Below are 21,849 nucleotides of genomic sequence, written 5' to 3'. Positions count from 1 at the left end.
CCGCATGAGCACTCCTGTCCACCCTGCGCGACGCGTGGCGATCATCGGCGGCGGCCCGGCCGGGCTGATGGCGGCCGAGACCGTGCGCGCCGCTGGCCACGCCGTGGACCTGTACGAAGCCAAAGGCTCGCCGGGGCGCAAGTTCCTGATCGCCGGCAAGGGCGGCTTGAACCTCACCCATTCCGATCCGCAGGACGTGTTCGTGTCCCGCTACCGTGAGCGTGCGACCGAGGTCGGCACGTGGCTGGCCGATTTCGACGGCCCCGCACTGCGCGAATGGGCGGCAGGCTTTGGCGTGGAAACCTATGTTGGCACCTCCGGGCGGGTGTTCCCGGTCGACCGCAAGGCCGCCCCGCTGCTGCGCGGCTGGGTGCGGCGGCTCAAGGAACAGGGCGTGCGCTTCCATGTGCAGCACCGCTGGACCGGCTGGCAGGACGACGGTGCGCTGCGCTTCGAGACGCCGGACGGGGTTGCCACGGTGCAGGCCGATGCGGTGGTGCTGGCGATGGGCGGTGGCAGCTGGCCCGAGTTGGGCTCGGACGGCGCGTGGGTGGCGCCACTGGCCACACGCGGCATCGACATCGCACCGCTGAAACCGGCCAACTGCGGTTTCGACATCGACTGGACGCCCTACTTCCGCGACCGCCAGGCCGGCGCCCCGTTGAAGCCGGTGGTCGCGCACTGGCTCGGGCTGGACGGCCAGGAACACGCGCAGCAGGGTGAGTGCGTGATCACGGCCAATGGCATTGAAGGCAGCCTCATCTACGCGTTTGCCGCGGACCTGCGCGACCGCCTGGCGCGCGATGGCCAGGTGCAGCTGCAGCTGGACCTGTTGCCCGGGCAGACCGAAGCGCAGCTGCTGGACAAGCTGCACAAGCCACGCCAGGGCCGCAGCTTCGGCGAACACCTGCGCCGCCAGCTGGGTCTCAGTGGAGTGAAATCGGCGTTGCTGTTTGAAGTGCTGGGCAAGGACGCCGGCCAGCTGCCGGCCGAAACCATCGCCGCCGCGCTGAAGCGGCTGACGCTGTCGCCGCTGCGGCCGCGACCGATCGACGAGGTGATCAGCACCGCCGGCGGCGTGCGGCTGGAAGCGCTGGATGACACGTTGATGCTGCGCGACCTGCCCGGCACGTTCTGCGCCGGGGAGATGCTGGATTGGGAAGCGCCTACCGGCGGGTATCTGTTGACCGCTTGTTTTGCCAGCGGGTTGCGGGCCGGGCGTGGTGTGGTGGAGTACCTCGCGCGCTAGCGCGATTTGCTGTTGCGTAGTGCCTGGATGCGCGCTGGTGGCTGGAACGAGTCGCTGCGTGCGTCCGCCCAGAAGTCGTGGAATACCGCGTGGTCGGGCACCCGGCGCAGCAGTTCGCCCGGGGTGAGGTAGCGGTACAGCGAGGCCAGCGAGCGGATCTCCACCGGCGACACGCGGCGCACGATGTGTTCCGGGCCCAGTTCGGCCGGATGCTGCAGGCCGGCCGCGCACAGCAGGTCGCGCAGCGCACGCAGGGTGTTCTCGTGGTAGTTGTGCACGCGGGTGGCCTTGTCGGCCGGGTCCAGGTGCCGCCAGCGGTTCGGGTTCTGGGTGGCGATGCCGGTCGGGCAGCGGTCGCTGTGGCAGCTCAGCGACTGGATGCAGCCCAGCGCGAACATGAAACCCCGCCCGGCATTGCACCAGTCCGCGCCCAGCGCGATGGTGCGCGCGATCTCGAAGGCACTGCTGACCTTGCCCGCCGCCCCGACCCGGATCCGGTCGCGCAGGTCCAGGCCGACCAGCGTGTTGTGGACCAGCAACAGCGCTTCATGCATCGGCACGCCGACATGGTCGATGAACTCGGCCGGCGCCGCGCCGGTGCCGCCTTCGGCACCGTCGACCACGATGAAATCCGGCAGCAGCCCGGTTTCCTGCATTGCCTTGGCGATGCCGAACCATTCCCACGGGTGGCCGATGGCCAGCTTGAAACCGACCGGCTTGCCACCGGACAGCTCGCGCAGGCGCACCACGAACTGCAGCAGTTCCACCGGCGTGTTGAACGCCGAGTGCTTCGACGGCGACACGCAGTCCACGCCCATCGGTACGCCGCGGGTGGCGGAGATCTCGGCGCTGACCTTGGCGGCCGGCAACACCCCGCCGTGGCCGGGCTTGGCGCCCTGCGACAGCTTGATCTCGATCATCTTCACCTGGTCGGTGTTGGCGTTGGCGACGAAACGCTCTTCGCTGAAACCGCCGTGCTCATCGCGGCAGCCGAAATAGCCGGAGCCGATCTCCCAGACCAGGTCGCCGCCCATCTCGCGGTGGTAGGGCGAAATCGAGCCTTCGCCGGTGTCATGGTAGAAACCGCCACGGCGCGCGCCTTCGTTGAGCGCGCGGATCGCATTGGCCGACAGCGAGCCGAAGCTCATGGCCGAGATGTTGAACACGCTGGCCGAATACGGCTTGGCGCAGTTGGGCCCGATCAGCACGCGGAAGTCGTGGTCGGCCACCTCGGTCGGCGCCAGCGAATGGTTGATCCATTCGTAGTCCACCGCGTAGGTGCTGCGCAGCGTGCCGAACGGCACCACGTCCATTTCGTTCTTGGAGCGCTGGTAGATCAGTGCGCGTTGCTGGCGCGAGAACGGCACGTCCTCGAGATCGCTCTGCACGAAGTACTGGCGGATTTCCGGGCCGATCGATTCCAGCCCGTAACGGAAATGCGCCATCACCGGGTAGTTGCGGCGCAGCGTGCTGCGCTTCTGCAGCAGGTCCCAGGTGCCCACGATGACCATCGCCGCGCTGATGCCCACGCCCCAGTACCAGGCGGCCCAGTACCCGGCCAGGTACAGCGAGACCGGGAGCAACAGGATGGCGAGCACGTAGACCAGGTAACGATGCATGGCTTTCCTCGATCAACAACCGGGTTCGAGTCTACAGCCGGTCGTCGACCACGTCCCGTGGCCAGACCGACTTCACGTCGTAGACGATCCCATCCGGCGCGAGCAGCGCGCGGATCCGTGCGGTGTCCATCGCGCGGAAGCGGTCATGCGCCACCGCCAGCACCACCGCGTCGTAGCCCTGCGGGTCAGGCTGTTCCACCCACTGCACACCGCTGCCTTCCAGCGTGGCCGGACCGACCCACGGGTCCTGCACCTGCACCTGCGCGCCGCTGGACTGCAGGGCCTGGGCCAGTTCCAGCGCGCGGCTGTTGCGCAGGTCCGGGCAGTTTTCCTTGAAGGTCACCCCCAGCACCAGCACGCGTGCGCCCTGCGGTGCCTTGCCGCGGCTGGCCAGCAGCGCCAGCACGCGCTGCGCCACGTGCGCGCCGACGCGGTTGTTGACCTGCCGCGCGGTGTGGATCAGGTCCGGGTGGTAGCCCACGCTTTCGGATTTGTGCAGCAGGTAGTACGGATCCACGCCGATGCAGTGGCCACCGACCAGGCCGGGGCGGAACGGCAGGAAGTTCCATTTGCTGCCGGCGGCATCCAGCACATCCTGGGTATCGATGCCGAGCCGGTCGAAGATCAGCGCCAGCTCGTTGACCAGCGCGATGTTGACGTCGCGCTGGATGTTCTCGATCACCTTGGCCGCTTCGGCCACGCGGATCGACGGTGCCGGCCAGGTGCCCGCGGTGATGATGCGCGCGTACAACGCATCGACAAGCGCGGCGATCTCCGGGGTGGACCCGGAGGTGATCTTGCGTATGTCGGGCAGGCGCCGCTGGCGGTCGCCCGGGTTGATCCGTTCCGGGCTGTAGCCGCAGTGGAAGTCCTGGTTGAAGCGCAGCCCGGAGCCGGCTTCCAGCAGCGGCACGCAGACCTCCTCGGTGGTGCCGGGGTAGACGGTGGATTCGTAGATCACCAGGTCGCCAGGCTTGAGCACGCTGCCGATCAGGATGCTCGCGTCGCGCAGCGGGCCAAGATCCGGCTGTTCGTGCGCGTCGATCGGGGTGGGCACGGTCACGATGTAGACGGTGCACGCGGCAAGGTCGGCCGGGTCGACGCTGTAGCGCGCCTGCACCGCAGCGGCGAGTTCGTCCGCCGACATTTCCAGGGTGTGGTCGCGGCCCTGCTGCAGTTCGGCCACGCGCGCATGGTCGATGTCGTAGCCGAGCGTGGGCAGCTGCGCGCCGAACGCTACCGTCAACGGCAGGCCGACATAGCCCAGCCCGATCACGCCGATGCGTGCCTGTGCGGCGCGGTCGGCCGCCGTCATCCGGCCAGCCCCGCAGGCGCGCGCAGGCGCGGCAACAGGTACGCGGGGGAATGATCAATCATGCGGGGGCACCACCAGGAAACAGTTGCGACAAGCCTAACGCGGCAGGCGCTGCGCCACAAAGAACAAAGCCGCCGCCCGCGGAGAGTACGGACGACGGCCAACAAGTGGTCCAGCTGCGGTTACTTCCCTTTCAGACAACCCCGGGGCATACCCCGGACCGGTCACAGCTGGTAGACACATGGTACGAAGCGGACTGTGATCTTTGTGTTACGAGCGACGCCACTCACGAGCCCAGCGTCACGGCTGCGGGTTCGAGTTCGCCGGAGACGCCGGTCCATACCTCGAGCAGACGCGCGAAGCCGACCCGGCGCTGGCCATCCACGGGCGCGGACGCGGCGAACCCCATCCAGTCGGCTTCGATGATCGCGCTCATCACGTCCGGGTCGATGCGGGCAGAGGCCATCGTCCAGCGCGGGAAATGACGCGTGCCGACCTCGCCGCGTGCCAGTTCCCGCATCTGCTGGTGGCTGCGCGCGTTGATCACGCGCTGCTCGACCGGGGCTACGCCATCATCCGGGCCCTCGATGTACTGCAGGAAGCGCCGGCCATCGAACATCAGCACGCTGGTCACACCGGCCACGCGGTTGAAGTTGGAGGCCTCGGCGAGGATGCGGTCGATGCCCGGACCGTCGATGCCGTCGACTGCCTCGCTTACATAGGCGAACGCCTGCAACGCCATATGCACCCCCCGGTGAAGTCCCCATGACTATGCCATGAAGTTCGCGGGGGTGAAAAGATGGTATCCGGCTCAGGGCGACTCGACGTGGTAGCCGGCCTGGCGCAGCCGCTCGAGATAGCCACCCGGTTCCACCAGGGTGTGCACGGGCACGGTCGCAAAGGTGACCGCGTTGCCGGCCAGCGCTGTGCGTGCCGCGCCCATCCACTTCTCCGCCGCGCGTGCATCCAGGTTGGTCATGCCGCGCCGGCGCCCCAGCTCGCTGTCGGCAATCGCGCCGACACAGGCGTCGTACTGGCTCTTCAAGGCCAACTGCTGGAGCGCGTCGATATCCCCTGCCGCCCAGGCGTTGGCGCGCTCGACCAGCAGCGGCAGCTGGTGTTCAACCACGTCCAGCGTCCGTTGCAGGCAGGCCACGTCCTGCAGCGGGCTGGCCCGCACTTCCTTCAGTGCGGCGCGCGGATCGTCCACCTTGACCTCCACCCGGGTCACCACGGGCGTCAGGCCGCGAGCCTTGTACGCCTTTTCAAGCAGCTTGCCCACGCCGGATCGGGGACTGAGCCCGACCTCGTCGAGGGCAGCGACGTACAGCCGCGTGGCGGCCACCAGCGGGCGGTCCTTCTCCACCCCATTGCCGCGCCCAAGGTAACGTGCCTTCAACGGCTGCCAGCGCGCATACAGCTCCGGCGGCAGAATCTCCTGCAGTCGCCTGCCCTGCGGATCGTGCTGTGCCTTCATGGCCGACGGCAGCAGTGTCAGCCGGCTGAAAAAACCGACATCGGCATCCAGCGTCCAGCCCGGCGGCCCCAGCACCGCATCGGCGCTGGCGATGACCGCCTTGACCTCGTCGGCGCGCCAGTCCAGCTTGGCCGGCAGCGGCGATACCGTGCCCAGGATCCACAGTGTGTGGCCCTGCGCATTGGTGACCCGCCACATGCCCGGCCCGGGCTGCACGCCGGAGACCACCACCGGCGCCAGGTCGACCACCTCGGGGGGTGCCTGCTGCGCCCTGCCTTCGGGCACACCCGCACAGGCCAGCCACACCAGCATCGCGCCTGCTGCTGCCCTCTTCGCCATGCCTGTCCACCTTCGTGTGCGCCTGCCGTGCAGCGTACGGCGCGCATCGCAGCGGCGTAAACCGTGCCTCAAGTCCCGGTGCCGATCAGCCCGGGTCCGGTGCCTGCCGATAGGGTTCTTCAAACGGGCGGAAATCGTGCTCGTCCAGTGCCGCCGCGATCCATGCCTGTACGCCCGGCAGTGCCCGCACCTGCTGCATGTAGGCGGCCACGCGCGGCGACACCGGCACGGCATAGGTGTGCAGGCGCATCACCACCGGCGCGAAGAACGCATCGGCGATGCTGAAACGATCGAACAGCAGCAGGCCCTCATGGCGTGCCAGCAACCGCTCCCAGAGCGCCTGCAGACGCTGCAGGTCGGCCACCACGTCCGGCTGCTCGCGCAGCACCCGCACCCCGACCTCGGGAAGCAGTGCTTCGATGTTCATCGGGAAGTGCGAGCGCAACGCGCCGAATCCGCTGTGCATGGCAGCGGTCGCGCTGCGGGCCAGTGCGCGCTCGCTGCGCTCCTGCGGCCACAGCGCCGATTCCGGAAACCGTTCGGCCAGGTATTCGGCGATGGCCAGCGAATCCCAGACGACCAGCGCGCCATCGACCAGCACCGGCACGGTGCCCGAGGGCGACAACGCCTCGGCGCTGCGCTTGAACTGCGAGTCCGGGTCGAAGCTGTCAAAGCGCAGCACGACCTCGTCGAACGGAATGCCGGCCTGGGTCATCAGCACCCACGGCCGCATCGACCACGAGGAGTAGTTCTTGTTGCCGATGTGCAGTTTCAGCATATGCAGAATGGCCCGGAGCAGGAAAGCCTGATGCTAGCGCCCCCTTGGATTCCGCTACAATCCCTCCGCAGCGCCGCCCGGATGGCGAAACTGGTAGACGCATCGGACTTAAAATCCGCCGGGGGCAACCCCATGCCGGTTCGATTCCGGCTCCGGGCACCACCTCAGATCGCCCGCGAATAGCGCACCGGCTGTTCGGGCTGGGCCAGGTAACGGTCGAAGCACATCGCGAGCAGGCGCAACAGTGGACGCCCGCGCGCGGTGGCACGTACCACGCCGTCGCGGTATTCGGCCAGGCCATCGGCCTCCAGCGCCGTCAATGCGGTGAGGGCATCGGCGAAGTACTGGTCGAAGTCGACACCATGGCGTGCCCCCAGCGCGCGGCCATCCACTTCGCCCTGGCACATCAGCTGGTTAATCAGCGCGGCGCGCAGCGCATCGTCCGCATCCAGGGTCAGCCCCCGCCACACCGGCAGGCGCCCTGCATCCACCGCCGTTTCCCAGCCCGGCAGGTCGCGCGGGTTCTGGCTGTAGCAGTTGCCGATGCGGCTGATCGCGCTGACGCCCAGCCCGACCAGGTCGGTCTGCGCGTGGGTGGTGTACCCCATGAAGTTGCGGTGCAGCTGGCCGGCGCGCTGGGCGCGGGAGAGATGCTCTTCCGGTAGTGCGAAGTGATCCATGCCGATGTACTGGTACCCGGCCAGCGACAGCCGACGCACCGCCAGGCCGAGCAGCGCCAGCTTCTGTTCCGGGCTGGGCAGCGCGGCATCGGGGATCTGCCGCTGCGCCTTGAACAGGTTGGGCAGGTGCGCATAGCCGTAGATCGCCAACCGGTCGGGGCGTTCGCGCAGCACCGTTTCCAGGGTGCGCGCGAAACCCTCCAGGGTCTGGTGCGGCAGGCCATAGATCAGGTCCACGTTGACCGAGCGCAGGCCATGCTCGCGGCACGCACGCAGCACCTCCAGCGTGGCCTCCACGCCCTGCTCGCGGTTGATCGCACGCTGCACTACCGGGTCGAAATCCTGGATGCCCAGGCTCGCCCGGTTGAACCCCAACGCGCCCAACCGGGCGATGTCCTCGCGGGTGACGAAGCGCGGATCGAGCTCGATCGAGAAGTCGCGAGCGGCCGAGGTGCTGAACGAAAAGCGCTGGCGCAGGCCCTCGATCAGCTCGCGCATCTGGGTCGCGGCGAGGAAGTTCGGGGTGCCACCGCCGAGGTGCAGCTGCACCACTTCGCGCGAGGCGTCGAACAGCGGTGCGATCAGGTCGGCTTCGCTGAGCACGCGCGCGACATACGCCACGCCCTTGCCATGGTCGCGGGTGATCACCCGGTTGCAGCCACAGTAGAAGCAAGGGCTGCTGCAGTACGGCACATGCACGTACAGCGACAGCGGCAGCGCTTCGGCATTGCTGGCCGCGATCGCGGCACGCAGCCCAAGCTCATCGAAGCCGTCGTGGAAATGCGGCGCGGTGGGATAGGAGGTGTAGCGCGGGCCGGGCCGGTCGTGACGACGCAGCAGGTCCGGGTCGAAGTGCCAGGCAAGCCCGGCGGCGGCAGGCGAAAGGGTATCCATGGCCCAAGCGTGCGCGCCCGCGCGCGGCGCCGCATTGAGCCAGATCAATCCAGGCGCGGTCTTCCGGCGAGCGGCAGTTCGGGCCAGCGCTGCATCTGGATGCGCCGCCAGAAGGTGTCGGCGATGCGCGTGGCCACGTCGTCGGCCAGCTGCTGCATGGGCGGGTTGCCCAGTTCGGCGGTGGTGCGCCGGAACAGCAGCAGCCAGCGGTCGAACAGCGCGCGCTCCAGCTCCGGCATGGCCATGTGCTTGGACATCGGATTGCCGTTGAAGCGGCGGGTGCCGCGCAGCATGGCCGACCAGAAATCCACCAGCTGGGCCAGATGCACGTCCCACTCGTGGATGCGCGCCTCGAACACCGGGCCCAGCTGCTCGTCCTGGCGCACGCGGGCGTAGAAGTCGTGCACCAGGCGGGTGACTTCCTGCTCGCTGCACAGCGCCAGGGAGGCGGCCGGCAGCACGGGGGCGACGGACGAGGACATGCGGTCATGATGCTACGCCGCCTTGATCAGGATCAATGTGGCGTGCTGTCGCAGGGCCTACCGTGCAGGCCATGGACACGCTGAACGCCCCGCCTGGCAACCGCCGCCGCCTGCTGATCCAGCAGTGGGGTGCGGTGCTGTGGCCGAGCTTTGTCGCCGCCGGGCTGGCCTGCGCGGTGTTTTTCGCCTTCGTGGATCCGTTGCGCCTGCGCGACATCACCTTTCCGGACCAGGCGCTCAGTCGCGAACTGGGCTACACGCTGGGCTTCTTCATGTTCTGGTCGGTAACCGCTGCCGCCAGCGCGGTTACCGGTTACCTGCTGCGGCCGCGGCCGCGCGATGGCGACGAGCTGCCGCTGGGATGACGCCGGGTGCGCCCCCTGCCCTGCGCTGGCGCGCCCTGGTATGGGCAGCGCTGCTCATGCTGTTCTACGCCCTGCCCTGGCTGCGCTGGAACGGGCGGCAGGCGCTGCTGTTCGACCTGCCGGCGCGTCGCTTCGACCTGTTCGGGCTGACCCTGTGGCCGCAGGATGTCGGCGTGCTGTTCGGGCTGGTCGCGGTGCTGGCCTGCACGCTGGTGCTGCTCACCACCGTGGCCGGGCGGGTCTGGTGCGGGCATGCCTGTCCGCAGACGTTGTGGAGCGGCCTGTTCCGCTGGATTGAACGCAGCGCCACGCGACGACTGCGACCGCCGGCCCTGGCCCGCGTGGTCAAACACCTGGCCTGGGTCGCGGTCGCACTATGGACCGGTATCACCTTCGTCGGCCTGTTCAGTCCGATCCAGCCGCTGGTGGCCGGCTTCTGGCCGGCCCGCTGGAGCGGCTGGGAAACGTTCTGGGTGCTGTTCTACGCCACGGCCGCGTGGGCCAACGCCGGCTTCCTGCGCGAACAGGTCTGCATCGACCTGTGCCCATATGCGCGGGTGGCCCCGATGCTGTGCGATGCCGACACCCCGAAGGTCTGCTACGACGCCCGCCGCGCCGAACCGCGCGGCGCCCGCCAGCGTGGACAAGGTTCGGTGCAGCAACGCGGTCGTGGCCTGCTCGATCCGACCAGTGCCAGCGACTACGCCTTCCGCGCGGCGCATCCGGCCTTGGCCGGCCCGCCGCCGCGCTTCGCCGATGACCGGCTCGGCGATTGCCTCGACTGCGGTGCCTGCGTCCAGGTGTGCCCCATGCAGCTGGACGTGCGCGCCGGGCCGCAGCCGGACTGCATCACCTGTGGCGCGTGCGTGGATGCCTGCGATGCGCAGATGCGCGCGTGGCGGTTTCCGAGCGGGTTGGTCCAGCTGGCCAGCGAAAACACGATGCAGGGCAGGCCGCGACGGTGGCTTCGTCCGCGCACGCTTGCGGCACTGCTCAGCCTGGCCGCGCTGCTCGGTATCGGTCTGCATTACCTGTAACCGCCGTCCCCGGGCGGTAGGCTTCAGCGCGTGCGGTTGTCGGGCGGCGGCACCATCTGCGCGCGCCGGACAATGCCGAGCTGTTCAATGATCAGGGCCAGTTCGTTGGTCACCTGGGTGCGGCCGCGGCCCTGCGGCACCAGGCGTTCAAGCACCTGCTGGTAGGTGGTCCAGAACTCCGGCCCACACCCATGCTTGCTGTAGCTGGCCTCCAGCTCGGTGCGGACGCCGTCAGCCAAGTCATTCGCGCCGTATCGCATACGACCTCCCTTGGACCTGCCCTGCATCGAAGACGAGCAATTCCCCCTGCCAGGCTTGCGCCTGTCGCCCCGCCGCTGGGAGGCGGCAGGACTTCACCCACGTTTCACTCCACCCTTTCATGCCCTTCGCGCCAAGTCAACCAATGGTGAACAGGCGATCAAACAGGCCCTGAATGGTTCAGGCACGCTCCTGTCCACGCAGGCAGGATGCCGCGCGGTTGTTGACACCGTGATGTCAGCCCGCGAAGGCCCGGCGGGTGGTCAGCCCCCCATCCGCCAGATGCCATAGGCGCTGATGGCCACGCCGGCGCCCAGCACCATCCAGGCCACGCCGTTGAAGCGCTTGAACACCTTGGCGAGGCCGAACGAGAGCACGATGGCCGCCAGCCCAAATCCCAGCACGACCACGCCGCTGACGTTGCTGGGCGAATCCCAGAACGAACCGGGCGCGCCGACGGCTGCAAACCACAAGGCGATATCCATCGAACATCCTCGACACGAAAACGATACTGCACAGTAGGTGTGCGCTCGTCCGGGCGAGGTGAAGGCAAGAAACGCAACAAGCCCGCCGAAGCGGGGTTGCGTGCTGCCGGCGCCATCCCGGCCGATTCAGAACAGATCCGGGTGATTCACCTTGAGGCGGCTGCCAAAATCGCGCGAACCCTGCAGCGTGAAGTGATTGTTGTCGAAGTAGAAATACGCTCCCTCCGGAGAAAGCAGCGCGCAGCTATCGGGCGTGGCACATTGCGAGGTAATGAAGCTCACATACGTCACCCCGGGCATCTGCCAGCTGGCGACGACGTTGCCAAGGTCGTGATCCAACCTGGCCCGGTCAGGCCGGGAATAAGCCTGGGCGAACGCATTTACGTCGGACGGGGTGACCTTGCCCGCCGCTGCGGCGGCACGCCGGATCCCCAGCGCCGATTCGGTGAACATCATCTTCGGCCCAAAAATATAGATCGGAGCGGCCGACTTCGAGCGGATCGCCTCGACCACATTCCGGAATCCCACAACATCCACACCAGCCCAGCTGTCATGCAGGTAAATCACGCTGGCATTGCCTAGCTGCGGATCCGCCAGCATGTCGTGTTCCGCCTTGGCACAGATCGGCTCTGCCTCGGCATTGACCGGGTTGTGCCCGAAGTTGAAGCACTCCCCGCCGGTGGCAATGAGTCGAACGTTTCCAGAGAAGCCGTTACCGGTCAGCGCATATGAAAGATCGTAGGCGTGGGAATTGCCGATGACCATGAGGTTGCGTTCCCCGGGCGCGAACTCGGTCTTGGTTGTGCCCACCAGCGTCCAATACCTGGAGCGTTCGCGATCAAGCTGGTCCTGGGTCAGCGTTTCATAAGGCACCCGCGATGGAATGCCTTGCCGGGCAAAGATCACCGCCGGGGCAGCCACCGCGCCCAGGCCGATTGCCAAGCCCAATGCCAGCTTGCCGGTACGACGCGGCCCATGCGCATAGCGGAAGGTGTTCTCCACCAACGCCCAGCTGAGCGTGGCCAGCAGCAGGGTCGACGCGACCACCATTACATTCACCCACGGCGTAAGCTCGACCTTCTGGTAATGCAGGAAACTGATGACCGGCCAGTGGTAGAGATACAGGGAGTAGGAAATCAGGCCAATGAACACGACGGGCCGCATCGACAGCAGCCAAGTGACGGGATTGGCACCAAACCGGGGAGCGATGATCAACAGCGCAGCGCCGAGGCACGGAATCAGCGCGTTGACGCCCGGGAACACGGAAGCACCGCTCAACAGGACCGCCGGTGCCGCGATAAGGGCCACGCCCAACCCAGCCATGACAGTACTTGCCCACGTCCGCGCCGGTCTGGCAGGTCCGTTCGACGGAAGCAGCGCGAGCAATGCGCCCATCAGCAGTTCACCCGCACGGGCATGCAGGAAATAATAGGCTCCGGTGGAGCCACTTCGCGCGCTCCACTCCGCGTAGGCAAATGAAAGTACCGCGGCCACTGCCACCATGACGATCCGGCTCCGGGCGCTCTTGATCCTTATTAGCGCCAGCAGTGCGATCGGCCAGAGGAAATAGAACTGCTCTTCCAGCGATAGTGACCAGATATGCAGCATTGGCAGCTCTGCGGAATTCGCAGCGAAGTAACCGCCCGTCGACTTCCAGAAGTAGAGATTCGACGCAAAAACCAGCACGCTCCCGCCTGCTTCGGCGAGGTCGCTGTAGTCGCCGGGCAACATGACGAAATAACCCACCGCGAATACCGCAAGAAGCATGACGTACACCGCCGGCAGGATGCGGAGTGCGCGGCGTTTGTAGAAGGAGGCGAATGAAAATCCTCCGGACTCCATCTGTCGTTTCAGGATGCCGGTGATCAGGAATCCCGAAATGACAAAGAAAATGTCGACACCGATGAAGCCACCGGAAAATGAGGAAATTCCTAAATGATTAAGGATCACCAGACCCACCGCTACTGCGCGCAGGCCGTCTATGTCCGCGCGATAACCCTCGCGCCCCTGTTGCCCCGACTGCCGCATCTTCCCTGAACTCCCCATGCAAGAATGCGCGGCATTCTACTGCTTAATGTCGGGGCGGGATATTGATCAACGTGCGGAAAAACAAAAAGCCCACCAAAAGGCGGGCTTGATGCTTCATTCAAGATGGAGGCCTGGGTCGGAATTGAACCGGCGTACGCGGATTTGCAGTCCGCTGCATGACCACTCTGCCACCAGGCCGGTGACCCTATAGGACAAGACCCCGAGAACGGGGCCTGGTCGGGATTTGGAGCGGGAAACGAGACTCGAACTCGCGACCTCAACCTTGGCAAGGTTGCGCTCTACCAACTGAGCTATTCCCGCAAAATCAGGCGAATATGTTACCGGAACCGCGGGTAACACACCAGCCTTTTTCACATGTTTCTTCGCGTGCCAGCGCGGAGAAAAACAAGGCCCCAAGGGGGCCCTGTCGAAATCTGGAGCGGGAAACGAGACTCGAACTCGCGACCTCAACCTTGGCAAGGTTGCGCTCTACCAACTGAGCTATTCCCGCAGATCTGCAGCATTCCCTCAACCCGGACCTGCGTCGAAGGAGCGCTATTGTGTCGGGAATCCTTCACGCAGTCAACAGGTTCATGCAGCGGTATTCAGCCGCTTTCTGCCGCTGGCCCCTGCGGCAGTCAGGACCACCCGGAACGCAGGGGATGGCGGTTCCGCCAGGATGGGCCGGAAAGACGGACACCCAGCCTGCCGACCAACGAAAAAAGCGACCCGAAGGTCGCTTTTGTCTTGAATCTGGAGCGGGAAACGAGACTCGAACTCGCGACCTCAACCTTGGCAAGGTTGCGCTCTACCAACTGAGCTATTCCCGCTTGGGAGGCGAAATTCTACATCCAAACGCGGTGCTGTCAACAGCCCTCAGCCCTTCTTTTTCAGGCGTGCGGTTTCACGTGCGGCGCGTTCGTCCTCGCGCAGGCTCGGCCACGCCGCATGCAGGTACTGCAGGCCGGAGAACAGGGTGAGTACCGCAGCGATCGCCAGGGTCCAGTCGCCGACATGGAATACCGGTTCGCCCATCCAGATATCGGACACCGGCGTGTTCGGCGCCACCGAATACAACAGGCACAGCAGCGCGACCATCTGCGCGGTGGTCTTGATCTTGCCGATCAGGGCCACCCGCACCTTCGCACGCTGGCCGATTTCAGCCATCCATTCGCGCAGTGCCGACACCGCGATTTCGCGGCCGACGATGACGGCTGCCCAGAACGCCATCCACGGCGTGGGGTGGCCCTGCACGATCAGGAACAGCGCCACGGCCACCATCAGCTTGTCCGCAACCGGGTCCAGGAAGGCGCCGAACGCCGAGGCCAGGTCGTAGCGGCGGGCGATCCAGCCATCCAGCCAATCGGTCAGCGCGGCGATGCCGAAGATCGCCGCCGAGGCGAAATTGGTCCAGGTGTAGGGAAGGTAGAACACCAGCACCAGCACCGGGATCATCACGATCCGCAGCAACGTCAGCCAGGTGGGAAGGGTCAACTTCATTGCGTCTCTCTACTCGCCGGCCGCAGGGGGCGTGGGCAGTCCATGAAGGTTAGCGTAGATGCGTGCGGCAAGGGCGTCATTGATGCCCTCCACCTTTGCGATTTCCGCCTCGCCGGCCGCCTTCAGGCCGACCAGCCCGCCGAAATGCTTGAGCAGGCTGGCGCGCCGGCGCGGCCCGATGCCGGGAATGTCCTCCAGCTTGCTGGTCATGCGCGCCTTCTGCCGGCGGCCCCGATGGCCGGTGATCGCAAACCGGTGCGCTTCGTCGCGGACCTGCTGGATGAACTGCAGGGCCGGTGATGCGGCGCCGGGGCGCAGCTCGCGGCCATCGGGCATCACCAGCGCTTCGTGCCCGGCGCGGCGCTCCACGCCCTTGGCCACGCCCACCAGCAACACCCCTTCCACGCCGAGGTCGGCCAGTGCGGCCTGCGCCTGGGCCAACTGGCCGGCGCCGCCGTCGATCAGCAGCAGGTCCGGCAGCACGCCCTCCTCTTCCACCGCACGCCGGAAGCGACGGTCGATGGCCTGGCGCATGGCCGCGTAGTCATCGCCGGGTTCGATCCCGCTGATGTTGAAACGCCGGTACTGGCTGCGCACCGGGCCGCTGGCATCGAACACCACGCATGAAGCCACGGTGGCTTCGCCCATGGTGTGGCTGATGTCGAAACACTCCACGCGCTTGACCTGCTCAGCCAGGCCGAGCATCTGCCGCAGATCCTCGCTGCGCGCATGCTGGGCGCTGCGGCTGGTGAGCTCGCTGACCAGCGTGATCTGCGCATTGCGGCTGGCCAGCTCGACATAACCGGCCCGTTCGCCGCGCACGTTCCACTTCAGCTGCACCTTGGCCTCGGCCGAGGCGCTGAGCGCCGATTCGATCAGGCTGGCATCGGGAATCTCGCGGTCCAGCAGGATCTCGCGCGGCGGGGAATGTTCGGCGTAGTACTGCGACACGAAAGCGCCGAGCACTTCGTCCGCGCTTTCCTCGCCGTTGGTGCGCGGGAAGAACGGCCGCGTGCCCATGTTCCGGCCATCGCGGAACGCCAGCAGCATCACGCAGGCGCTTGCGCCCTGCGTGGCGCAGGCCAGCACGTCGAGGTCGGCGGCGCGGCCATCCACGTACTGGCGGGTCTGCATGCTGCGCAGGGACGTGACCAGGTCGCGCAGGCGCGCGGCCTGCTCGAATTCCAGCGCTTCGCTGGCCGCCTGCATCTGCGTACCCAGTTCGCGCGCCAGCTGGTCGCTCTTGCCTTCCAGGAACATCGAAGCACGCCGCACCGATTCGGCGTAGTCGTCGGCGGCCACCAGGTCCACGCACGGCGCGCTGCAGCGGCCGATCTGGTACTGCAGGCACGGTCGCGAGCGGTTGCGGAACACGCTGTCCTCGCAGCTGCGCAGCTTGAACAGCTTGTGCATGAGGTTGAGCGTTTCGCGCACCGCGGTCACCCCCGGGTACGGACCGAAGTACCGGCCCGGCACCGCGCGCGGCCCGCGGTGCAGCGCGATGCGCGGCCAGTCTTCGCGGGTCAGCAGCACGTGGGGATAGGTCTTGTCGTCGCGCAGCGAGACGTTGTAACGCGGCGACAGCGACTTGATCAGCTGGTTTTCCAGCAGCAGCGCTTCAGCCTCGGAACGCGTCACGGTCACATCCATGCGCGCGACCTGCGACAGCATGGACATGATCCGCGCGGTCTTGGGCGCGCCATTGAAGTAACTGCCCACGCGGTTGCGCAGCGCGCGGGCCTTGCCGACATACAGCAGGGTGTCGTCGGCGGCATACATGCGGTACACGCCGGGCGCGGTGCTCAGGTGGGCCGCGAATGCCTTTCCATCGAAGGCCGGAGCGGTAGTGAGGGTCATTCGCTGATCGGCACGTCGCTCAGTACGCCGCTGACCGGGTCGAAACGCAGTACGGCATGGGCATCGGTCTCGGCGATCCACACCGCACCGCCGCCCAAGGCCAGCCCGGCCGGGCCATGCAGCCGGCGCGGCAGCGCCACGGTACTCAGTTCGCCGCCGCCCAGGCGCAGGGTGCGCAGTCGGCCGTTGCCGGCGTCGGCGATCCACAACACGGGCGCATCGGGGTTCATCGCGATCGCCTGCGGGTACTGCAGCTGGGCAGCGGTGCGCGGGCCATCCTGGTCGCCGAACGACCACATCCCCTGCCCCACCAGCGTCTGCACCAGGTCGCCGCGCAGCTGCATCGAACGGATCGACGAACCCAGCGCGTCGCATACGTACAGCACCTGCTGCACCGCCGCCAGCGCGGCCGGCTGCGCGAACGCGGCCAGGTGGCCGCTGCCGTCACGCTCGTCGATCGCGCCGGAGCCGGCGCGCCAGGACAACGTGCGCTGGCCCAGGTGATAGCTCCAGATGCGGTTGTCGCCGGCCATCGCGATATGGATCTGGTTGTCGGCGACCACCAGGCCCTGCGGATGGTTCAGGGGGGTCTGGCGCGGGTCGCCCACCGCGCCTTCGCGCGGCTCGCCCGGACGACCATTGCCGCACAGGGTGTCGACCTGCCCGGTCAGCAGGTGGATCCGGCGCAACGCATGGTTGCCGGTGTCGGCGACGTACAGCCACTCGCGTTCCAGGGCCAGGCCCTGCGGCCGGTTGAACGCGGCCTCGCCCGGGCCGCCATCCATCATGTCGGCGGTGCCCATCCCGAACTGGCGAAGCACCCGCCCGGCATGGCTGCATTCGAGGATGCGATGGTGGCCGCTGTCGGCGATGTACAACCGCTCGGTGCTCACCGCCAGCGCGGTCGGGAACAGCAACGGCAGGCGCGGCTCGGGATGCAGCTCGCGCTGGCGCGATGCGTCCGCGTCGAGCGGGCTGGACGTCCCCTGGCAGAGTGCATTGAGCGCACGATCCAGCTCCTCGCCGAAGCCGACCAGGCGGTCGACCTCACGCCCCTGTGCATCCAGCAGCACCAGGGTCGGCCAAGCCGCCACGTTGAACCGGCGCCAGCCGTCCCAATCGGCATCCAGCAGCGCCGGCACGGTCACGCCCTGTCGGCGCAGCAGCTTCAGCGCCTGCTCCGGTTCGCGCTCGAAGTCGAAGCGCGGCACCTGCAGGACCAGTACCTGCAGCTTGCCGGGGTTGCGCGACTGCCATTGGCCAAGCTCGGCCAGCCGGTGCGCGCACCACACCGAGGCGGCGTTGACAAAGGCCAGTACCACCGGGCGACCACGCAGTTCGGTCAGGGTGGTCGGGGCGGCATTGAGCCACGTGGCAAATTCGGGCAGATCCTGGACGGGCTGTACGTTCATGCGCTGATTATGCCGGACTGGGCGTCATGCAACCGTCGTGCCACCGTCAATTTCGCGGCGGGCCAGCCAGCCCTCGGCACGCGCCAGGTCCTCGGGCGTATCGATCCCCGGCGGGAAGGCGGCCGGCGACAGCGCCACGCTCAGCCGGTGGCCGGCCTCCAGCACCCGCAGCTGCTCCAGTGATTCCAGCTGTTCCAGCATGCCCGGCGGCAACGCGGCGAACTCCTGAAGGAAACCCGCCCGGTAGGCATAGATGCCGATGTGGCGCAGCCAGTGGGGGCCGGACAGGCGCTCGCGCGACTGCGCGAAGGCGTCGCGGTGCCAGGGAATGGGAGCGCGGCTGAAGTACAGCGCGTCCAGGTTCTGCTGGCGCACCACCTTGACCACGTTCGGGTCGAACAGGGTCTCGGCATCCTCCACCGGGGTGGCCAGGGTCGCCATGGCGGCACCGCTGTAGACCAGCGCTTCGGCCACCGCGCGGATGCCCTCGGCCGGGGCGAACGGCTCGTCGCCCTGCAGGTTCACCACCACGGTGTCGTCGGACCAGCCGGCCTGGCGGGCGCATTCGGCCAGCCGGTCGGTGCCGGAGGCATGGCTGGCGGCGGTCATCGCCACCTGCACGCCGTCCAGGCCCCGCAGGGCGTCGGCGATGCGCGCATCATCGGTGGCCACCCAGACCTCGCGCGCACCGGCCAGCAGCGCGCGTTCGGCCACGCGCAGCACCAGCGGTCTGCCGCCGAGCAGCCGCAGCGGCTTGCCGGGCAGCCGGGAGGCGGCGTAACGCGCCGGAATGGCGACGACGAAATCGACGGGCTGGCTCATGCGGGACCTCTCGGCAATACACGGGAACAATGGCCGCCAGTGTGCCGCAAACGCGGTGCTCAGCGCTTGCCGAGTTTGTCCACGCGGTCCAGCAGGTTGACCCAGAACGCGGCGGGAAGATCGGCCGACAACGGCACCGAAAAATGCCATTCGTTGGCGAACGCCTTGCACTTCACCGCGTCCTTTTCAGTCATCAGCACCGGCAGTTCGCTGCCAAAGCGAAGGTCTGCCGCCTGATACGCATGGTGGTCGGCGAAGGCATGCGGGACCACCCCGATGCCGTGCGCACGCAGCATGTCGAAGAAGCGCTGCGGGTGCGCGATCCCGGCCACGGCGTGCACGCGCTGGCCACGGAAGTGCGACAACGCGCGGGCACGGCCGCCGCTGAGCGGCTGCGCGCTGTCGATATGCAACTGCATCGCCCATTCGCCGAACCCGCAGGAGGCGAGCGCGGACGGATCCGCGCTGGCCTGGCCCAGGTTGACCACGCGGAAGTCGCAGTCGCGCGCGCGTTCGGCGGGTTCGCGCAACGGCCCGGCCGGGATCAACCGGCCGTTGCCGTAGCGGCGTTGTGCGTCCACCACTTCGATTTCGATGTCGCGCGCCAGCCGGTAGTGCTGCAGGCCGTCGTCGCAGACGATGATGTTGCAGCCCGCCTCGACCAGCGCGTTGCCGGCCGCCACGCGGTCGGCATCGACCCGGACCGGCACGCCGGTTTTCCACGCGATCAGCACCGGTTCGTCGCCGCCCAACGCGGTAGGCGTGCCTGCCTCGACCCAGCGCGGGAGCTTGGCCTCTTCGCGCCCGTAACCGCGACTGGCCACGCCCGGCTTCCAGCCCGCCTCGCGCAGGCGGTCCACCAGCGCGATGGTCAGCGGAGTCTTGCCGGTACCGCCAGCGGTCACGTTGCCGACCACGATCACCGGCACCGGCAGCGCGTGGCGCTTGCGCCAACCGCGCCGGTACAGCCCACGGCGCAGCGCCACCACGGCGCCGTACACCGGCGCCAGCAGCCGTGCGACAAACGGAATCGGACTGCCGTCGTACCAGTACGACGGCGTCTGGGAACCCTTGGACGCCATCAGGGCTGCCTTTCGCGGAACTGCATCTTGTGCAGGTGCTCGTACAGCCCGCCCAGCGCCAGCAGCTCGCGGTGAGTGCCGCGCTCGACGATGCGGCCGTGGTCCATCACCAGCACCTGGTCGGCATGTTCGATGGTGGACAGGCGATGTGCGATCACCAGCGTGGTGCGCTCGGGCATCAGACGCTGCAGGGCGTCCTGCACCAGCCGCTCGGACTCGTTGTCCAGCGCGGCGGTGGCTTCGTCGAGGATCAATACCGGCGCGTCGCGCAGGATCGCGCGGGCGATCGCCAGGCGCTGGCGCTGGCCGCCGGACAGCAGCGCGCCGTTCTCACCCACCGGGGTCTGCAGCTGCTGCGGCATGCGCTCGATGAACTCCCACGCATTGGCGGCTTCGGCGGCAGCGCGGATCTGCTCCTCGCTGGCGTCCATGCCGTAGGCGATGTTGGCGCCCACGGTATCGTCGAACAGCATGACCTTCTGCCCGACCATCGCCACCTGGCGGCGCAGGTCGGCAAGCGGGTAGTCGTCCAGCGGCACGCCATCGAGCAGGATGCGCCCGCCGCTGGGCTCATAGAAACGCGGCACCAGCCGGATCAGGCTGGTCTTGCCGCTGCCGGAGCGGCCGACGATGGCCGTTACCGTGCCCGGCTTGGCATCGAAGGTGATGTCGTCCAGCGCGATGCCGGCATCTTCGCGGTAACGCAGCATCACGTGCTGGAAAGACAGCTCGCCACGCACGCGCTGGGCGCGGGTGCTGCCTTCGTCGCGCTCGACCGGCAGGTCGAGGATGCCGAACAGGCGCTCGGCGGCGGCCACGCCGCGCGAGATGGAGGTCTGCACGCTGGTCAGGCGGCGCAGCGACGGGATGATGGCCATCATCGAGGTCATCAGGCCCATGAACTGGCCGGCATTCAAGCGCCCGGCCAGCGCTTCGCGGGTGGACACCCACACGATCACGGCCAGCGCCAGCGCGGCCAGGAACTGCACGGTGCTGGACGCCAGCGCACGGGTGGTTTCGACCTTCATGTTCAGGCCGAGCATGCGGTTGGCCAGCCGCGAGTAACGCGAGATCTCGTGTGCCTGGGTGCCATGCACCTTCACTTCCTGCTGCGCGGCCAGCGACTGTTCGGCAGTCTGCGCCATGCTGCCCATGCCGTCCTGGATGCCGCGGCTGATGCGCCGGTAGCGCTTGCCCACGAACGAGACGATCACGCCGATCAGCGGCACCACCACCAGCATCGCCACGGTCACCTTGACGCTCATCTGCAGCATCACCACCAGCATGGCGATGATGGTCAGGGTGTCGGCGACCAGGGTCTTGAGCGCATCGGCGCTGGCCTGGGTGACCTGCTCGGTGTCGTAGTTCAGGCGGCTGACCATCACCGGCGTGGCTTCGCTGTCGAAGTGCGACGACGGCAGGTGCAGGTACTTGGACAGCACCTGTTCGCGCAGGTCGCGCACCACGCTGCGGCCGGTGCGGGCCAGTGCGTAATCGCTGACCAGCGTGGCCAGGCTGCGCATCATGAACAGCCCGAGGATGGTCAGCGGCAGGATCACCGCCATGCGCGGCTCGGGGTTGACGAAGCCGCGGTTGACCAGCGGTTCCATCAGCTTGGTGAAGTGGTAACCGGCCAGGGCTTCGACCACCATCGCGATGACGGCGGCCACCATGAACACCCAGTAGGCGCGGGTGTAGCCCAGCAGGCGTTTGTAGATCGGCCATACCGGCGCGTGTTGTTTACTCATGGACGCACCTCCGGCGCGGTAGCGATGGCGATGCGACGGAAACCGAGCTGGCCCAGGGCATCCTGGGCGGTCACTACGGCCTGGTACGGGGTGCGGGCATCGGCGCGCAGCAGTACGGTCTGCTCACGGTCGGTGCCGGCGACGGCGGCAATGGTCTGCTTGACCGATTCCACGTCGGTGCGCAGCACTTCCTGATCGTTGATGAAGTAACGCCCTTCGGCATTGACCAGCACGCTGAGCGAGCGCGGCGGCTCGGTGGTGTCCTGCTGGCTGGCGGTCGGCAGCTGCAGCTGCAGCGTCGAGCGCGCGTCGAAGGTGGTGGTGACCACGAAGAAGATGATCAGCACGAGGATGACGTCGATCAGGGGTACCAGATCGATGTGCACCTCGTCCTGGACCCGGTCGTTGCGGATACGCATCCG

General features: G+C 67.4%; 20 protein-coding genes and 5 tRNA genes. 4 read left to right on the top strand and 21 right to left on the bottom strand.

Annotated features, from left to right (window positions below; all coding sequences use genetic code 11):
- Positions 1-4 precede the first annotated feature (4 nt).
- Positions 5-1,249: a TIGR03862 family flavoprotein gene (locus tag BAY15_RS07835; protein WP_068850793.1), complete on the top strand. Its 1,245-nt coding sequence runs from the start codon at positions 5-7 to the stop codon at positions 1,247-1,249.
- Here the strand turns inward: BAY15_RS07835 and BAY15_RS07830 are convergent.
- The 5 genes from BAY15_RS07830 to BAY15_RS07810 form a co-directional block, all read right to left on the bottom strand.
- Positions 1,246-2,868: an FMN-binding glutamate synthase family protein gene (locus tag BAY15_RS07830; RefSeq protein WP_068850789.1), complete on the bottom strand. Its 1,623-nt coding sequence runs from the start codon at positions 2,866-2,868 to the stop codon at positions 1,246-1,248. The genes BAY15_RS07835 and BAY15_RS07830 overlap by 4 nt on opposite strands.
- Positions 2,869-2,899: 31 nt before the next feature.
- Entirely contained in the window at positions 2,900-4,183 is a 1,284-nt protein-coding gene (locus BAY15_RS07825) for a nucleotide sugar dehydrogenase (RefSeq protein ID WP_068850786.1), read from the bottom strand.
- A 286-nt stretch (positions 4,184-4,469) separates the two neighbouring features.
- On the bottom strand, positions 4,470-4,925 hold the full coding sequence (locus tag BAY15_RS07820; protein ID WP_068850783.1) for a BLUF domain-containing protein: 456 nt from the start codon (positions 4,923-4,925) through the stop codon (positions 4,470-4,472).
- Between the two features lie 69 nt (positions 4,926-4,994).
- Positions 4,995-5,999 (bottom strand): TraB/GumN family protein, encoded by a 1,005-nt coding sequence (locus tag BAY15_RS07815; RefSeq protein WP_068850780.1) that lies wholly within the window; start codon positions 5,997-5,999, stop codon positions 4,995-4,997.
- Between the two features lie 85 nt (positions 6,000-6,084).
- Positions 6,085-6,777 carry a glutathione S-transferase family protein gene (locus BAY15_RS07810; RefSeq protein WP_068850778.1) on the bottom strand — a complete coding sequence of 231 codons (693 nt, stop codon included), beginning with the start codon at positions 6,775-6,777 and terminating at the stop codon, positions 6,085-6,087.
- 75 nt (positions 6,778-6,852) lie between these two features.
- Between BAY15_RS07810 and BAY15_RS07805 the strand changes: the two genes are divergently transcribed.
- Positions 6,853-6,939: transfer RNA gene (locus tag BAY15_RS07805), tRNA-Leu, on the top strand.
- Positions 6,940-6,941: 2 nt separating this feature from the next.
- Here the strand turns inward: BAY15_RS07805 and hemN are convergent.
- The gene (gene hemN / locus BAY15_RS07800) at positions 6,942-8,351 is read right to left on the bottom strand and encodes an oxygen-independent coproporphyrinogen III oxidase (protein ID WP_068854626.1); all 1,410 of its coding nucleotides are present in this window, start codon (positions 8,349-8,351) and stop codon (positions 6,942-6,944) included.
- A gap of 44 nt (positions 8,352-8,395) precedes the next feature.
- The gene (locus BAY15_RS07795; RefSeq protein ID WP_068850776.1) at positions 8,396-8,833 is read right to left on the bottom strand and encodes a group III truncated hemoglobin; all 438 of its coding nucleotides are present in this window, start codon (positions 8,831-8,833) and stop codon (positions 8,396-8,398) included.
- Between the two features lie 71 nt (positions 8,834-8,904).
- On the opposite strand from BAY15_RS07795, the gene BAY15_RS07790 reads away from it, so the two are divergent.
- On the top strand, positions 8,905-9,198 hold the full coding sequence (locus BAY15_RS07790) for a hypothetical protein (RefSeq protein WP_068854625.1): 294 nt from the start codon (positions 8,905-8,907) through the stop codon (positions 9,196-9,198).
- A complete protein-coding gene (locus BAY15_RS07785; RefSeq protein ID WP_068850773.1) occupies positions 9,195-10,235 on the top strand; it encodes a 4Fe-4S dicluster domain-containing protein in 1,041 nt (346 codons plus the stop codon). The genes BAY15_RS07790 and BAY15_RS07785 overlap by 4 nt, the downstream gene beginning before the upstream one ends.
- Before the next feature lie 23 nt (positions 10,236-10,258).
- Here BAY15_RS07785 and BAY15_RS07780 read toward each other — a convergent pair whose 3' ends face one another.
- The 14 genes from BAY15_RS07780 to BAY15_RS07715 all read right to left on the bottom strand — a co-directional run bounded on the left by BAY15_RS07780 (position 10,259) and on the right by BAY15_RS07715 (position 21,846).
- Entirely contained in the window at positions 10,259-10,495 is a 237-nt protein-coding gene (locus tag BAY15_RS07780; RefSeq protein WP_068850770.1) for a hypothetical protein, read from the bottom strand.
- A 261-nt stretch (positions 10,496-10,756) separates the two neighbouring features.
- Entirely contained in the window at positions 10,757-10,978 is a 222-nt protein-coding gene (locus tag BAY15_RS07775; protein WP_068850768.1) for a hypothetical protein, read from the bottom strand.
- A gap of 126 nt (positions 10,979-11,104) precedes the next feature.
- Positions 11,105-13,006 carry an acyltransferase family protein gene (locus BAY15_RS07770; RefSeq protein WP_157771707.1) on the bottom strand — a complete coding sequence of 634 codons (1,902 nt, stop codon included), beginning with the start codon at positions 13,004-13,006 and terminating at the stop codon, positions 11,105-11,107.
- A gap of 124 nt (positions 13,007-13,130) precedes the next feature.
- Positions 13,131-13,204 (bottom strand) — tRNA-Cys (locus BAY15_RS07765).
- 47 nt (positions 13,205-13,251) lie between these two features.
- Positions 13,252-13,327: transfer RNA gene (locus BAY15_RS07760), tRNA-Gly, on the bottom strand.
- A gap of 114 nt (positions 13,328-13,441) precedes the next feature.
- Positions 13,442-13,517 (bottom strand) — tRNA-Gly (locus BAY15_RS07755).
- A gap of 243 nt (positions 13,518-13,760) precedes the next feature.
- A tRNA-Gly gene (locus BAY15_RS07750) sits at positions 13,761-13,836 on the bottom strand.
- Between the two features lie 46 nt (positions 13,837-13,882).
- A complete protein-coding gene (pgsA, locus tag BAY15_RS07745; protein ID WP_068850761.1) occupies positions 13,883-14,506 on the bottom strand; it encodes a CDP-diacylglycerol--glycerol-3-phosphate 3-phosphatidyltransferase in 624 nt (207 codons plus the stop codon).
- Positions 14,507-14,515: 9 nt separating this feature from the next.
- Complete coding sequence (gene uvrC / locus BAY15_RS07740) at positions 14,516-16,363, bottom strand: excinuclease ABC subunit UvrC (RefSeq protein ID WP_068850758.1); 1,848 nt, start codon at positions 16,361-16,363, stop codon at positions 14,516-14,518.
- Positions 16,360-17,775, bottom strand: a complete 1,416-nt coding sequence (locus BAY15_RS07735; RefSeq protein ID WP_068850755.1) for a hypothetical protein — start codon at positions 17,773-17,775, stop codon at positions 16,360-16,362. The genes uvrC and BAY15_RS07735 overlap by 4 nt, the downstream gene beginning before the upstream one ends.
- Before the next feature lie 24 nt (positions 17,776-17,799).
- Positions 17,800-18,597, bottom strand: coding sequence for a 3-deoxy-manno-octulosonate cytidylyltransferase (kdsB, locus tag BAY15_RS07730; RefSeq protein WP_068850752.1), 798 nt, complete (start codon positions 18,595-18,597; stop codon positions 17,800-17,802).
- Positions 18,598-18,656: 59 nt separating this feature from the next.
- On the bottom strand, positions 18,657-19,679 hold the full coding sequence (gene lpxK / locus BAY15_RS07725) for a tetraacyldisaccharide 4'-kinase (RefSeq protein WP_068850749.1): 1,023 nt from the start codon (positions 19,677-19,679) through the stop codon (positions 18,657-18,659).
- Complete coding sequence (gene msbA, locus BAY15_RS07720) at positions 19,679-21,427, bottom strand: lipid A export permease/ATP-binding protein MsbA (RefSeq protein WP_068850745.1); 1,749 nt, start codon at positions 21,425-21,427, stop codon at positions 19,679-19,681. The genes lpxK and msbA overlap by 1 nt, the downstream gene beginning before the upstream one ends.
- Positions 21,424-21,846 (bottom strand): ExbD/TolR family protein, encoded by a 423-nt coding sequence (locus BAY15_RS07715; RefSeq protein ID WP_068850743.1) that lies wholly within the window; start codon positions 21,844-21,846, stop codon positions 21,424-21,426. Before BAY15_RS07715 ends, msbA begins: the two co-directional genes overlap by 4 nt.
- Positions 21,847-21,849 lie beyond the last annotated feature (3 nt).

The sequence above is a fragment of the Stenotrophomonas rhizophila genome (assembly GCF_001704155.1).
Classification (GTDB): Bacteria; Pseudomonadota; Gammaproteobacteria; order Xanthomonadales; family Xanthomonadaceae; genus Stenotrophomonas; species Stenotrophomonas rhizophila_A.
The sequence above is the reverse complement of the archived record's forward strand: the minus strand, read 5'-3'. Positions and strand labels throughout refer to the sequence as shown.

Coding starts and splice junctions, on each gene's coding strand:
- BAY15_RS07835 (WP_068850793.1), top strand. CDS start 5: ATGAGCACTCCTGTCCACCCTGCGCGACGCGTGGCGATCATCGGCGGC.
- BAY15_RS07830 (WP_068850789.1), bottom strand. CDS start 2,868: ATGCATCGTTACCTGGTCTACGTGCTCGCCATCCTGTTGCTCCCGGTC.
- BAY15_RS07825 (WP_068850786.1), bottom strand. CDS start 4,183: ATGACGGCGGCCGACCGCGCCGCACAGGCACGCATCGGCGTGATCGGG.
- BAY15_RS07820 (WP_068850783.1), bottom strand. CDS start 4,925: ATGGCGTTGCAGGCGTTCGCCTATGTAAGCGAGGCAGTCGACGGCATC.
- BAY15_RS07815 (WP_068850780.1), bottom strand. CDS start 5,999: ATGGCGAAGAGGGCAGCAGCAGGCGCGATGCTGGTGTGGCTGGCCTGT.
- BAY15_RS07810 (WP_068850778.1), bottom strand. CDS start 6,777: ATGCTGAAACTGCACATCGGCAACAAGAACTACTCCTCGTGGTCGATG.
- hemN (WP_068854626.1), bottom strand. CDS start 8,351: ATGGATACCCTTTCGCCTGCCGCCGCCGGGCTTGCCTGGCACTTCGAC.
- BAY15_RS07795 (WP_068850776.1), bottom strand. CDS start 8,833: ATGTCCTCGTCCGTCGCCCCCGTGCTGCCGGCCGCCTCCCTGGCGCTG.
- BAY15_RS07790 (WP_068854625.1), top strand. CDS start 8,905: ATGGACACGCTGAACGCCCCGCCTGGCAACCGCCGCCGCCTGCTGATC.
- BAY15_RS07785 (WP_068850773.1), top strand. CDS start 9,195: ATGACGCCGGGTGCGCCCCCTGCCCTGCGCTGGCGCGCCCTGGTATGG.
- BAY15_RS07780 (WP_068850770.1), bottom strand. CDS start 10,495: ATGCGATACGGCGCGAATGACTTGGCTGACGGCGTCCGCACCGAGCTG.
- BAY15_RS07775 (WP_068850768.1), bottom strand. CDS start 10,978: ATGGATATCGCCTTGTGGTTTGCAGCCGTCGGCGCGCCCGGTTCGTTC.
- BAY15_RS07770 (WP_157771707.1), bottom strand. CDS start 13,006: ATGCGGCAGTCGGGGCAACAGGGGCGCGAGGGTTATCGCGCGGACATA.
- pgsA (WP_068850761.1), bottom strand. CDS start 14,506: ATGAAGTTGACCCTTCCCACCTGGCTGACGTTGCTGCGGATCGTGATG.
- uvrC (WP_068850758.1), bottom strand. CDS start 16,363: ATGACCCTCACTACCGCTCCGGCCTTCGATGGAAAGGCATTCGCGGCC.
- BAY15_RS07735 (WP_068850755.1), bottom strand. CDS start 17,775: ATGAACGTACAGCCCGTCCAGGATCTGCCCGAATTTGCCACGTGGCTC.
- kdsB (WP_068850752.1), bottom strand. CDS start 18,597: ATGAGCCAGCCCGTCGATTTCGTCGTCGCCATTCCGGCGCGTTACGCC.
- lpxK (WP_068850749.1), bottom strand. CDS start 19,679: ATGGCGTCCAAGGGTTCCCAGACGCCGTCGTACTGGTACGACGGCAGT.
- msbA (WP_068850745.1), bottom strand. CDS start 21,427: ATGAGTAAACAACACGCGCCGGTATGGCCGATCTACAAACGCCTGCTG.
- BAY15_RS07715 (WP_068850743.1), bottom strand. CDS start 21,846: ATGCGTATCCGCAACGACCGGGTCCAGGACGAGGTGCACATCGATCTG.